11 protein-coding genes and 2 tRNA genes are annotated in these 12157 nt (G+C 70.1%); 3 read left to right on the top strand and 10 right to left on the bottom strand.

Translation table 11 applies throughout. From position 1 onward, the window contains the following. Nucleotides 1–1029 (top strand): hypothetical protein, encoded by a 1029-nt coding sequence (locus PZB77_RS21275; RefSeq protein WP_275494204.1) that lies wholly within the window; start codon nt 1–3, stop codon nt 1027–1029. 75 nt (nt 1030–1104) lie between these two features. Here the strand turns inward: PZB77_RS21275 and clpX are convergent, their stop codons facing one another. From clpX to PZB77_RS21250, 5 genes are all read right to left on the bottom strand, one after another. Then, nucleotides 1105–2403 (bottom strand): ATP-dependent Clp protease ATP-binding subunit ClpX, encoded by a 1299-nt coding sequence (gene clpX, locus PZB77_RS21270; RefSeq protein WP_275494203.1) that lies wholly within the window; start codon nt 2401–2403, stop codon nt 1105–1107. A 157-nt stretch (nt 2404–2560) separates the two neighbouring features. Next, nucleotides 2561–3244 carry an ATP-dependent Clp protease proteolytic subunit gene (locus PZB77_RS21265; RefSeq protein ID WP_275494202.1) on the bottom strand — a complete coding sequence of 228 codons (684 nt, stop codon included), beginning with the start codon at nt 3242–3244 and terminating at the stop codon, nt 2561–2563. 89 nt (nt 3245–3333) lie between these two features. After that, complete coding sequence (locus PZB77_RS21260; RefSeq protein ID WP_275496154.1) at nt 3334–3939, bottom strand: ATP-dependent Clp protease proteolytic subunit; 606 nt, start codon at nt 3937–3939, stop codon at nt 3334–3336. A 344-nt stretch (nt 3940–4283) separates the two neighbouring features. Then, a complete protein-coding gene (gene tig, locus PZB77_RS21255; protein WP_275494201.1) occupies nt 4284–5681 on the bottom strand; it encodes a trigger factor in 1398 nt (465 codons plus the stop codon). 148 nt (nt 5682–5829) lie between these two features. Beyond that, nucleotides 5830–5906: transfer RNA gene (locus PZB77_RS21250), tRNA-Pro, on the bottom strand. A gap of 223 nt (nt 5907–6129) precedes the next feature. Between PZB77_RS21250 and PZB77_RS21245 the strand changes: the two genes are divergently transcribed. Continuing rightward, a tRNA-Gly gene (locus PZB77_RS21245) sits at nt 6130–6203 on the top strand. 210 nt (nt 6204–6413) lie between these two features. Here the strand turns inward: PZB77_RS21245 and PZB77_RS21240 are convergent. Continuing rightward, nucleotides 6414–6608, bottom strand: coding sequence for a hypothetical protein (locus PZB77_RS21240; protein ID WP_266704317.1), 195 nt, complete (start codon nt 6606–6608; stop codon nt 6414–6416). Nucleotides 6609–7118: 510 nt separating this feature from the next. Between PZB77_RS21240 and PZB77_RS21235 the strand changes: the two genes are divergently transcribed. Beyond that, a complete protein-coding gene (locus PZB77_RS21235) occupies nt 7119–8273 on the top strand; it encodes an acyltransferase family protein (RefSeq protein ID WP_275494200.1) in 1155 nt (384 codons plus the stop codon). A 122-nt stretch (nt 8274–8395) separates the two neighbouring features. Here the strand turns inward: PZB77_RS21235 and PZB77_RS21230 are convergent, their stop codons facing one another. The 4 genes from PZB77_RS21230 to PZB77_RS21215 all read right to left on the bottom strand — a co-directional run bounded on the left by PZB77_RS21230 (nt 8396) and on the right by PZB77_RS21215 (nt 11965). Continuing rightward, entirely contained in the window at nt 8396–8869 is a 474-nt protein-coding gene (locus PZB77_RS21230; RefSeq protein WP_275494199.1) for an HD domain-containing protein, read from the bottom strand. Nucleotides 8870–9137: 268 nt separating this feature from the next. After that, nucleotides 9138–10280 carry a PP2C family protein-serine/threonine phosphatase gene (locus PZB77_RS21225; protein WP_275494198.1) on the bottom strand — a complete coding sequence of 381 codons (1143 nt, stop codon included), beginning with the start codon at nt 10278–10280 and terminating at the stop codon, nt 9138–9140. A 295-nt stretch (nt 10281–10575) separates the two neighbouring features. Then, entirely contained in the window at nt 10576–11385 is an 810-nt protein-coding gene (locus PZB77_RS21220) for a DNA-formamidopyrimidine glycosylase family protein (protein ID WP_275494197.1), read from the bottom strand. Nucleotides 11386–11476: 91 nt separating this feature from the next. Then, nucleotides 11477–11965, bottom strand: a complete 489-nt coding sequence (locus tag PZB77_RS21215) for a ribose-5-phosphate isomerase (RefSeq protein ID WP_275494196.1) — start codon at nt 11963–11965, stop codon at nt 11477–11479. Nucleotides 11966–12157: the final 192 nt, after the last annotated feature.

The raw sequence follows: 12157 nt of genomic DNA, 5'->3' as shown, positions 1-12157 counted from the left end.
ATGAGCAACGACCAGCCGGGACCGTACGGCGGCCAGCAACCGCAGGGCCGGCCCGGACCCTACGGCCAGCAGCCCGGACCCTACGGGCAGCAGCCGGGACCGTACGGCCAGCAGCCGCCGCAGGGCGGACAGCCCGGCTACGGTTACCCGCAGCAGGCCCCTCAGGGCGTCCCGCCGCAGCAGCCCCCGCCGCCGCAGGGCGGACAGCCGGGTTACGGCTACCCGCAGCAGGGTCAGCAGCCGGGGCCCTACGGGCAGCAGCCGCCCACTCCCCCGTACGGCGGCCAGCAGGCCTACCCCGGCCAGCCGGGACAGCCGCCGTTCGACCAGCCCAGGAAGAAGCGGACCGGCCTGATCGTGGCGGCGGCCGTCGTGGCGCTGGCGGTCATCGCCGGCGGGGCGTACCTGCTGAACTCGGGCGGGAGCAACGGCGACGTGGCGGACTCCACCAAGGGGTACAAGATCACGCCGCCCGCCTCGGTGGGCGACTACAAGCAGGACACCACGGAGGCGGAGCCGGGCGCGGCCATGACCGGGAAGGACAAGAAGGACGCCGAGGCCATAGGGATAAAGAACCCGAGCAAGGTCGGCGCCCAGTACGTGAGCGGTGACATGGAGAAAAACCCGCTCACCACCAAGATGGTCCTCCTGGAGGGTGCCTGGGGCGAGGTCGAGGACCCCGAGAAGGCCATCGACGGATCGTTCAAGAGCGCCGCGACGGAAGCCGCCCTGGACGAGGAGGGGACCGGGAAGCTGGTCGGCAGCCCCCAGCAGGTCGAGCCCGCCGGTTTCGAGGGCGCCCTGATGAAGTGCCAGGACTTCACGATGAAGAACCCGGAGGGCGACGGCTCCGTGGAGAACGGCCCCAAGGAGATGACCATGCCGGTCTGCATCTGGGCCGACTACAGCACCGTGGGCATCGTGATCGGTTTCGACATCGGCGGCGCCATGACCAACAAGCCGATGAGCCAGGACGAGGCGGCCTCGCTCGCCACCAAGCTCTACAACACCTCGCGCACCAAGGTCTGATCCGCTTCCACGCCCGAGGGGCCCGCTCGCACGGTGTGTGCGGACGGGCCCCTCGGGCGTTGCTGCGGACGGGAGCTACGCGGACTTCTCGTGCCGGCCGCCGTCGTTCTTGCCGATCGTGCGCGGCTCGCGCGGCACCAGCGTCGGGTTGACGTTGTTGCGGACCACGTCCGGGGTGATGACCACACGGGCGACGTCCTTGCGGGACGGGACCTCGTACATCACGGACTGGAGGACTTCCTCCATGATGGCGCGCAGGCCGCGGGCGCCGGTCTGCCGCAGGATCGCCTGGTCGGCGATGGCCTCCAGCGCCTCGCGCTCGAAGTCCAGCTCCACTCCGTCGAGTTCGAAGAGCCGCTGGTACTGCTTCACCAGGGCGTTGCGCGGCTCGATGAGGATCTGGAGCAGCGCCTCGCGGTCCAGGTTGTGGACCGAGGTGAGGACGGGGAGCCGGCCGATGAACTCGGGGATCATGCCGAACTTGACCAGGTCCTCCGGCATGACCTCCTGGAACTGGTCGCTCGCCTGGATCTCCCGCTTGGAACGGATCGTCGCGCCGAACCCGATGCCCTTGGCACCGGACCGGGCCTCGATGATCTTCTCCAGACCGGAGAAGGCGCCCCCCACGATGAACAGCACGTTCGTCGTGTCGATCTGGATGAACTCCTGGTGCGGGTGCTTCCGGCCGCCCTGCGGCGGCACGGAGGCGGTGGTGCCCTCCAGGATCTTCAGCAGCGCCTGCTGGACGCCCTCGCCCGAGACGTCGCGGGTGATCGACGGGTTCTCGCTCTTGCGGGCGACCTTGTCGATCTCGTCGATGTAGATGATCCCGGTCTCGGCCTTCTTGACGTCGTAGTCGGCCGCCTGGATCAGCTTCAGCAGGATGTTCTCGACGTCCTCGCCGACGTATCCGGCCTCCGTCAGCGCCGTCGCGTCGGCGATGGCGAACGGGACGTTGAGCATGCGGGCCAGCGTCTGCGCCAGCAGCGTCTTGCCGGAACCCGTCGGGCCCAGCAGGAGGATGTTCGACTTGGCGAGCTCGATCGCGTCGTCCCGACTCGAACCTCCGCCGTTCTCCCCGGCCTGGACCCGCTTGTAGTGGTTGTACACCGCGACCGAGAGGGCCTTCTTCGCGGGCTCCTGCCCGACGACGTACCCCTCGAGGAACTCGTAGATCTCGCGCGGCTTGGGAAGTTCTTCCCAGCGCACTTCCGAGGTCTCGGCGAGTTCCTCCTCGATGATCTCGTTGCAGAGATCGATGCACTCGTCGCAGATGTACACACCGGGTCCCGCGATGAGCTTCTTCACCTGCTTCTGGCTCTTTCCGCAGAACGAGCACTTGAGCAAGTCGCCGCCATCACCGATGCGTGCCACGAGGTGCTTCCCCTTCGCCTGGGAGACGCCTGGTTCAGCGACTCCTGGTGCCTCTATTCGACGGTACCTTGCCTGGCCCCCCGTTCGGGCCCCCCTTGGCACGGTTCCCACGGCCGAAGACCGGCCGGATGTGCGTGCCAAGGGGAAAAGACCGACGTCAGACCGCGGATCCGGCCGAGGTCTTACGGGTGGAGACGATCTGGTCCACCAGACCGTACGCCAGGGCTTCCTCGGCGGTCAGGATCTTGTCACGCTCGATGTCCTCGCTGATCTTCTCCAGCGGGGTGGTCGAGTGCTTGGCCAGCATCTGCTCCAGCTGGGTCCGCATGCGCAGGATCTCGTTGGCCGCGATCTCCAGGTCGGAGAGCTGCTCACGGCCGGTCTGCGAGGACGGCTGGTGGATCAGGACGCGGGCGTGCGGGAGCGCCATGCGCTTGCCCGGGGTGCCGGCGGCCAGCAGGACGGCGGCGGCGGAGGCCGCCTGGCCCATGCAGACCGTCTGGATGTCCGGCTTCACGAACTGCATCGTGTCGTAGATCGCGGTGAGCGCGGTGAACGAGCCGCCGGGGCTGTTGATGTAGATCGAGATGTCGCGGTCCGGGTCCATCGACTCCAGGCACATCAGCTGCGCCATCACGTCGTTGGCCGAGGCGTCGTCGATCTGCACGCCGAGGAAGATGATGCGCTCCTCGAAGAGCTTCGCGTACGGGTCGTACTCGCGCACGCCCTGCGAGGTGCGCTCCACGAAGCGCGGCACGATGTAGCGGTTGTCCACCTGCGGGCCGGTGTAGAGGCCGCTCGCGGAGGCGCCGGGGAAGTTGTTCATGTGGGTGTTCACCATCCTGGTGGCGTTCTGTGGGCTGGTTTCTCGGCGCACGTTCTTGGCGTACGAGGGGTGTGCGGGAGCGGGGCCGTCCGGGGCGAGCCGGATCAGGCGCCGGTGCCGCCACCGCCCGGGATGCCCGACGCGGCCGTGATGATCTCGTCGATGAGGCCGTACTCCTTGGCCTCCTCGGCGGTGTACCAGCGGTCGCGGTCACCGTCGCGGATGATCGTCTCCACGGTCTGGCCGGAGTGGCGGGCGGTGATCTCCGCCATCCGCGTCTTGGTGCGGAGCAGGTACTGCGCCTGGATCTTGATGTCCGAGGCCGTACCGCCGATGCCGGCCGAGCCCTGGTGCATGAGGATGTCGGTGTTGGGGAGCGCGAAGCGCTTGCCCGCGGCACCGCCGGTGAGCAGGAACTGGCCCATCGAGGCCGCCATGCCCATGCCGATGGTGACGACGTCGTTCGGGATGTACTGCATGGTGTCGTAGACCGCCATGCCGGCCGTCACCGAGCCGCCGGGGCTGTTGATGTAGAGGTAGATGTCCTTGTCGGGGTCGGCGGCAAGGAGCAGCAGCTGTGCGGTGATCTTGTTGGCGATGTCATCGTCGACCTGCTGACCGAGGAAGATGATGCGCTCGCCGAGCAGTCGGCTGTAGACCTGGTCGCCGAGGCCACCACCGAGGGACGGCTCTCCGGCGGCGTAGGGCATCAGATTCGTCACGTATCCACCTGCTCGTCTCTGACGGCTCCGGCCGTCTCAGCGTCTTCGTACCGGGTGGGCCGGGACTCCCCGACCCTTCCTCTTCATGGACCCTAACGCGCAGGTGGAACAAGACCATCCCGCTTCCCCAACTGTTCGCTGGGAGCGCAAGGTACGCAGTGCGCACAAGGGTTCTGAGGGTTCGTCGCAGGCGTGCCGCAAAGGCCGGCCGGCGCCTGCGGGGGCGGGCCGCCGAAGCCGGGGGCGGCAGTGTGCCGCCGTTCGGGGCCTACGACGACGGGCCCCGGACGGCGCGATGCGTCCGGGGCCCGTCGTGCGGATCAGCGGGAGGCTCAGGCCTCCTTCTTCTCCTCGGCGGCAGCCTCGTCGGAGTCGGAGTCGGAGTCGGTGGCGGCGGCCTCGGCCGTCTCCTCCTCCTCGTCGTCCTCCAGGTCGACGATCTCACCGTTGGTGTCGGTGACCTTGGCGGCCTCGACGACCAGCGCGAGCGCCTTGCCGCGGGCGACCTCGCCGACGAGCATCGGCACCTGGCCACCCTCGACGACGGCCTGGGCGAACTGGTCCGGGCTCATGCCGGAGGAAGCCGCACGCCGCATGAGGTGCTCGGTGAGCTCCTCCTGGTTGACGTTGAGCTTCTCCTTGTTGACGATCTCGTCCAGCAGGAACTGCGTCTTGATGCCCTTGACGGCCTGCTCCGAGGTCTCGGCCTCGAACTCCTCGGCGGACTTGCCCTGGATCTCCAGGAACTTCTCCAGGTCGAGGCCCATCTGGCCGAGCTGGTGGTGCTCCAGGTTGTGCTTGCGGGTGTTGATCTCGTCCGCGAGCAGCTTCTCCGGGATCGGGACCTCGGCGAGCTTCAGCAGCTCCTCGAGGACGCGTTCCTGGGCCTGGGTGGCCTGGTCGTACTGCTTGGTGTTCTCGAGGCGCTTGCGGCTGTCGGCGCGCAGCTCCTCCAGCGTGTCGAACTCGCTCGCCATCTGGGCGAACTCGTCGTCCAGCTCAGGCAGTTCGCGGGCGGCGACGGCGGTGACCTTGACGGTGACCTCCGCCTCCTTGCCCTCGGCGGAGCCGCCCTTCAGCTCGGAGGTGAAGGTGGCCTCGCCACCGGCCTCCAGACCCGTGAGGGCCTCGTCGATGCCGTCGAGGAGCTCACCGGAACCGATGGTGTACGAGACACCGTCGGCCACGCCGTCCTCCAGGACCTCGCCGTCGACCTTGGCTTCGAGGTCGATCGTCACGACGTCGCCCTCGGCGGCGGCGCGCTCGACCGGGTTGGTGGAGGCGAAGCGCTCGCGGAGCTGCTCCACGGCCTTCTCGATGTCCTCGTCGGTGACCTCGAGGGCGTCCACGGTGACCTCGATGCCGGAGTAGTCCGGGATCTCGATCTCGGGGCGCACGTCCACCTCGGCGGTGAAGGAGAGCAGCTCGCCGTCCTTCAGCTCGGTGATGTCGACGTCGGGCTGGCCGAGGACATTCAGCTCACCCTCGTTGACCGCCTCGGTGTAGAACTTCGGGAGGGCGTCGTTGACGGCCTCCTCCAGAACCGCACCGCGGCCGAACCGCTGGTCGATGACCCGGGCCGGGATCTTGCCCTTGCGGAAGCCCTTCACCGTGACCTGCTGGTTGATCTTCTTGTACGCCGCGTCGAGGCTGTCCTTGAGCTCCTCGAAGGGCACCTCGATGCTGAGCCGAACCCGGGTCGGGTTCAGGGTCTCCACGGCGCTCTTCACGGTTCGGTCTCCTATGTGGCTGACTTCGGGGGGTCCCGCCCGCCGCCTCTCGGCGGCTTCGCGGATCGGCCCGGCTCATCAGACACACGGGCACGCAATTTGCATAGTAACGGCAAGGGGGATGTCTCCCCCAATGCGATCTTCCTGGTGGTCGGGGTGGCCGGATTCGAACCGACGACCTTCCGCTCCCAAAGCGGACGCGCTACCAAGCTGCGCCACACCCCGTCGGTGCGACACAGAGGGTACATGCAGAAAGGGTGTCTCTCCGCCGCTTTCCGGCGGGCCCGCGACAGATGCCCCGTCACGCCTACGGCAGGAGGCGGGGCGCGCCGCACGCGTTCCCCGGACCTCCCGGTGCGCCTCCGGGGCAGGGATGTGCGGTCGACCGCCGCGACCCGCTACGATGCTCTTCGTACCCGGGGCCGTTCGCGGCCCGTGGTGCGACCTTGCGGGCGTAGCTCAATGGTAGAGCCCTAGTCTTCCAAACTAGCTACGCGGGTTCGATTCCCGTCGCCCGCTCCATGACGAAGGCCCGGTGCCGCGTCCCGTGATCCCACGGGCGCGGCACCGGGCCTTCGTCGTTCGCGCGTGCGACGGGCCGTCGCCCGGCCGGCCGTGGGGACGGCGGTCGGCCGGGCGACGGAGGTCTCCGTACGCGGCCCGGGGCGCGGCGGCCGGGCACGGTCTCCGTACGCGGGACACGGGTGCACCGCGGCCGGGCCGGAGGGCGGTTCAGAAGCTGATCTGGTTGATCGTCTCGGCTATGGAGTTCATGAACCTGTTGATCGACGGCGCCATGCCCGTCGACGCCAGGAAGAAGCCGAAGAGGATCGCGACGATCGCCGGCCCGGCCTTGATGGATCCACCTCGGATCAGCACCACCAGGATGATCGCCAACATCAGCACCACAGACAGTGAAATGGCCACGACTGCTCACACCCTAGGTCGGTCCGCCTTGCCGGCCCGGGGGCGTGCTCCGTCGCGCGCCCTCCGTTCACTCCATCGTGCCATCAACTCCCGCGAGAGGGTGGCCGGGTGACGGGGTGACCTGGCTGGTTTTCGCCATCTTCACACCGTCCGCGCACCCCGGCGCCGCAGTCGCCCGGACGGGGAGGGCCTCTGCGAGCCCGGAGCGACCGGACGGACGAGGGCCCAGCGCCCCGGCCCTGCCCCGCGGCGATCGAGCGAGCCGCAGCGCATGGGCGGCGATCTCCCCACACGAGGACGCCCCTTTCTCACGAGTCCCGCACAGAAATCGGAAGTGGGGGCGTGTGTCCTCTTTCGCCCACGCCCGTGGGGAGGTCATTTGCCCGACTTGAGTAGGTATCAATCCCTCATAAGGTACAGAACTCTGCTGTTTCGAGGCCGAATTGAAGGGCAAGCGGATATTTTCCGACGCGTTTTACGAAAAGCGAACGACAGGTTTAGGTTTTTCGAATGCTTCCCGCTCCGAGTCGTGCACAGAGGACCGCGCTTCCGCCGGAGACCCTGGACCCGGAGCCCGGACCAGGATCCGCAGCGATCGCGACGGGGGCTCCCCCGGCGCCCGCGTCGGCGCCACGGGCGTCCGCTCCGGTGGCCAAGCCGCGCGATCCCTACTTCGACAACGTGAAGTATCTGGCCATCGTGCTCGTCGCCGTGGCGCACTCCTGGGAACCGGTGATGGGCGACAGCCGGGCGGCCCGTGCGGTCTACATGATCATCTACACGTTCCACATGCCCGCGTTCATCCTCGTCTCCGGCCACTTCTCCCGATCCTTCGACGCGAGTCCGGGCAGGATGAAGCGGCTCGTCACCGGCGTCGCCGTCCCCTACGTGGTGTTCGAGACGGCGTACTCGCTGTTCAGGCGGTACGCGGGCGGAGAACCCGACGCGCCGATCACCCTGCTCGACCCGCTCTTCCTGACCTGGTTCCTGGCCGCCCTGCTCATCTGGCGGCTGACCACCCCCCTCTGGCGGACGCTGCGCCACCCGCTCCCCGTCGCTCTCGCCGTGGCCGCGCTCGCCTCGGTCTCCCCCGGCATCGGGAACGACCTGGATCTCCAACGAGTCCTGCAGTTCCTGCCCTTCTTCGTCCTGGGCGTACTGGCGCGGCCGGAGCACTTCGTCCGGGTCCGCCGACGCGAGGTACGGCTCCTCGCCCTGCCTCTCTTCGCGGCCGCCCTGGCGTTCGCCTACGCGGTCGCCCCGCACCTGCAGCTCGGCTGGTTCTACCGCAGCGACAGCGCCCAGGAGCTGGGTGCGCCCTGGTGGTCCGGGGTGACGATGACGCTGCTGATGTTCGGCTGCGCCCTGCTGCTCACCGCGGGGTTCCTCTCCTGGGTGCCGGCCAGGACGACCTGGTTCACGAAACTGGGCGCCGGCACCATCTGCGGCTATCTGCTGCACGGCTTCCTCATCCGGGGCGCCGAGTACGCCGGACTCATCGACGGGAACGCGTGGCTCTCCGGCCCGGCAGGGCTGGCCCTCGTCGCGGTCATGGCGGCCGTGGCGGTGACGCTGCTCTGCACGCCGCCGGTCCGCCGGGTGATGCGGTTCGCCACCGAGCCGGACATGGCGTGGGCCTTCCGCAGGAGCCCCGCCGGCCGCTGACGCGGCGCGCCGCCCCGTCCCCGCCCTCCGGGCCCGTCCGCCCCGCCGGTCTCCACGTCACCGCCGTCCCCGTCGGCCCTCTCGGCGGACACGGATTCCCTACGGGCGCGGGTTGGCCGAATTCATTCGGTCGGGGGCGATTCATCGACATGGAGACCGAGCAGCCGTCGTACCTGCGCATATTTCTCCGTCAGCCGGGTAGCCACGGCCGGATCCAGGACGGCCAGGCGCTCCGGGTCCGCGTTGTGGGCGACGTCCGCCTCCTTGATCAGCAGCGCGCCCGGCGTGGCCAGAATCCTGCCGGCGTACGCGGACAACTCCTCGTCCTCCCGCCGGGTGAGAGCGAGCACCATCTCCTTCACGCGGGGATCCAGTGCCGCGTCGGCCAGCCACTCCCGGCCGAGCACCCCGTCCTCGACGGAGTCGTGCAGCCAGGCGGCGGCGATCTGTTCCGCGCTGCCGCCCCGGTCCCGCACCCCTGCGGCCACGGCCGCCAGGTGCTCGGCGTACGGCCGGCCGGCCTTGTCGGTCTGCTCGGCGTGCGCCGCGCGGGCGAGCGCCTCCACCTCGGCCAGGTTCCAGAAGGGCTCCGTCATGGGGCGACCCTACGGCCGGGCATCCCCCGGGGACAGGCTTCGGCGACGGGCGTCCTGATCCGTCTCGCGGTGTCGGCCCGTCCCCGGACGGAGGATTTCTTGACCTTCTCTTTGCCCTGGTCCTCGACGTGTCGATGGGGCCCGTCGATGGGCTGGAGGGCCGGGCCCGTCCGACGTGTCGATGGGCTGGAGGGCCGGGCCCGTCCGACGTACGGGCACCCCCGTGGCCGTGGGAAACGCCTCTCCCGCCGCCGCTCTCCTCGCCCGTTCAGCTGCGGCGGGAGAGGAGGAGCAGGGCGCGGTCGTCGTTGACGTCCTTCGCGCACGCCTCGATCAGGTGCCAGGCGGCGCCTTCGAACCCGGTGGTGACGTACCGGTCTGCCTCGCCGGTCAGCCGGTCGATGCCGTCGGCGATGTCCCGGTCCGACGCCTCCACCAGGCCGTCGGTGAAGAGCATCAGCACGTCGCCCGAGGCGAGCGAGCCCTTGACCGCGTCGAACTCCGCACCGTCGTAGACGCCGAGCAGCGGGCCCTCCGCGGCCTTCTCCTCCCACTGGCCGGTCGCGGCGTTCAGCTGGAGGGCCGGCGGGTGGCCGGCGGAGAGGATCTCGTAGTCGCCGGTCTCCAGGTCCAGCACCAGGTGGATCGAGGTGGCGAACCCCTCGTCCCAGTCCTGGCGGAGCAGGTAGCCGTTGGCGGCGGGCAGGAATCCGTGCGGCGGGAGCGAGCCGAGGAGGCCGCCGAACGCGCCGGAGAGGAGCAGGGCGCGGGAACCGGCGTCCATGCCCTTGCCGGAGACGTCGGTGAGGACGACCTCCAGCGTGCGGCCGCCGTGGGTGCGGGCCGCGACGACGAAGTCACCCGAGAAGGACTGGCCCCCTGCGGGGCGCAGCGACATCTCGCAGTGCCAGCCCTTCGGCAGGCGGGGCAGCGCGCTCTGGACCCGGATGCGTTCGCGGAGGTCGAAGAGCATGGTGCCGCCGCGCCGCCAGGGCACCCCGACGCGGGCCCGGAACTGGGCGAGGACCAGGCCGAAGAAGCCGCAGGCCCCGACGACGAGCACGTTGCCGGGGGTGACGGTGACGTCCGCCGGGGACGGGCCGAGGGTGAAGGACTCGACGATCAGCGCGCCCGCGGCGACGGCGTACAGGGTGAGCAGGCTGGAGGGGCGGAGCAGCAGTCCGCCCGCGACGATCGGCAGGACGAGGGCGGTGGGCGAGAACCACTCCGGGTTCCAGATCGTCGCCAGCGTGAGGGCCGGGATCATCAGCAGCAGCCCGACGAAGGCTATCCAGTCGGCCCCGTCACCGCGGAAGTAGTCGACCCCCGACCGGCGCAGCGCGATGCGGACCCGGTGGGCCGTCCGTCGCCACCGGGCCATGTGCGCGTTCACTCCGTCGCGAGAGGCCATTGTCGGGACCCTATCGACCGAACGGGTCGCCGCGCAGGGGGACCCCGGCTCGGGGCGGTACGAAAGGGCGTCGCGCCGCCGGTGGAGGCTACGGCGGGCGTGGCGTACGACGCCGGACCGGCCGGGGGGAGCGGGTCGGGCCCACCGCCCGGGACGGATTGGGGGAACGTGCGTTCGGTGGGGTCAATCGGCGTGGACGGAGTCGCCGTCGGGGCACCCGTACGCGCACGCCGGGGCCGGGAGCAGCTGGAACCGGTACGGCCGGGTGCGGGGCACCCGGTCCGCCGCGGGGCGGTCAGCGACGCTGGCAGCCGGGGCACCAGAACAGGTTGCGGGCGGCCAGTTCGGCGGTGCGGACGTCGGTGCCGCACAGGTGGCACGGGCGGCGGTCGCGCCGGTAGACGTAGACCTCGCCGCCGTGGTCGTCGACGCGGGGCGGGCGGCCCATCGCTTCGGGCGTGTGCTCGGGCCGGACGGTGTCGATCCGGTTGTTCCGCACTCCCTCGCGCATCAGCAGGACGAGGTCGGCCCAAATCGCGTCCCACTCGGCGCGGGTGAGGTCCTTGCCGGGGCGGTACGGGTCGATGCCGTGGCGGAAGAGGACCTCGGCGCGGTAGACGTTGCCGACGCCGGAGACGACCTTCTGGTCCATCAGCAGCGCCGCGACGGTGACCCGGCTGCGGGAGATCCGGCGCCAGGCGCGCTCTCCGTCCTCGTCGCCGCGCAGGGGGTCCGGGCCGAGGCGTGCGTGTATCGCGTTCTTCTCGGGCTCGGTGATGAGGGCGCAGGTGGTGGGGCCGCGCAGGTCGGCCCAGTGGCCGGCGCCGGCCAGCCGGAGGCGGACCGTGTCGGTGGGCGGCGGAGCGGGGGCCGTACCGAAGCGGAGCTTGCCGAAGAGGCCGAGGTGGATGTGGACCCATCCGCCGGCGCCGAAGCCGAGGAAAAGGTGCTTTCCGTGGGCGTCGGCATCGTCGAGGACCCGGCCGTCGAGGAGTGCCGCGCCCTCGGCGAACTTTCCCTGCGGGCTGCTGACGCGCACCGGCCGTCCGGCGAATCGCTCACGATGGTCGGCCGCGAGGCGGTGGATGGTGTGTCCCTCGGGCACGCGGGCTCTCCTGACGGGCAAAACGGCCGTGCCGCCGGGCGACGGCCCTGGCGGCACGGTGAGGTGGTCGGCGGATGCGGGGCGGTCGCGGTCAGCCCTGCTGCGGATGGTGGGCGGGGACCGGGGGGAGCTCGCCGGTCTCCTCGTACGCCGAGAGCATCTCGATGCGCCGGGTGTGGCGCTCCTCGCCGGAGTACGGGGTGTTGAGGAAGATCTCGACGAACTTGGTGGACTCCTCCTCGGAGTGCATCCGGCCGCCGATGGCCACGACGTTGGCGTCGTTGTGCTCGCGGCCGAGGGCGGCGGTCTGCTCGCTCCAGGCCAGCGCCGCACGGACGCCCTTGACCTTGTTGGCGGCGATCTGCTCGCCGTTGCCCGAGCCGCCGATCACGACACCGAGGCTCTCCGGGTCCGCGGCCGTCTTCTCGGCGGCACGGAGGCAGAACGGCGGGTAGTCGTCCTGGGCGTCATAGATGTGGGGTCCACAGTCCACGGCCTCGTGGCCGTGGGCCGTCAGCCACTCGACGAGGTGGTTCTTGAGTTCGTAGCCGGCATGGTCCGATCCGAGGTACACGCGCATGCCGGAAAGTGTGGCACGGGCGCGGCGAGGAGGCCGTCAGCGGGGTCGGGGCCGTCAGCGGGGTCGCGGGCGCACCGCCTCGGACCTGCGGGGGTGCGTCCCCGCAGGGATACGGGCGGGTTCGCGGCGCGCGTACGAAGACGCCGAAAGGCCCACCGGAGCCTGTCCGGTGGGCCTTTCGGCGCGGAGCGG

Source organism: Streptomyces sp. AM 2-1-1 (assembly GCF_029167645.1).
Classification (GTDB): Bacteria; Actinomycetota; Actinomycetes; order Streptomycetales; family Streptomycetaceae; genus Streptomyces.
Note: the sequence above shows the minus strand (reverse complement) of the source record. Positions and strands in the feature narration are given on the sequence as shown.

Excerpts from the sequence above, each read along its gene's own strand:
- PZB77_RS21265 (WP_275494202.1), bottom strand. The coding sequence starts at position 3,244 with ATGGTGAACACCCACATGAACAACTTCCCCGGCGCCTCCGCGAGCGGC.
- PZB77_RS21215 (WP_275494196.1), bottom strand. The coding sequence starts at position 11,965 with ATGCGCGTGTACCTCGGATCGGACCATGCCGGCTACGAACTCAAGAAC.
- PZB77_RS21260 (WP_275496154.1), bottom strand. The coding sequence starts at position 3,939 with ATGCCCTACGCCGCCGGAGAGCCGTCCCTCGGTGGTGGCCTCGGCGAC.
- PZB77_RS21230 (WP_275494199.1), bottom strand. The coding sequence starts at position 8,869 with ATGACGGAGCCCTTCTGGAACCTGGCCGAGGTGGAGGCGCTCGCCCGC.
- PZB77_RS21235 (WP_275494200.1), top strand. The coding sequence starts at position 7,119 with ATGCTTCCCGCTCCGAGTCGTGCACAGAGGACCGCGCTTCCGCCGGAG.
- PZB77_RS21225 (WP_275494198.1), bottom strand. The coding sequence starts at position 10,280 with ATGGCCTCTCGCGACGGAGTGAACGCGCACATGGCCCGGTGGCGACGG.
- PZB77_RS21275 (WP_275494204.1), top strand. The coding sequence starts at position 1 with ATGAGCAACGACCAGCCGGGACCGTACGGCGGCCAGCAACCGCAGGGC.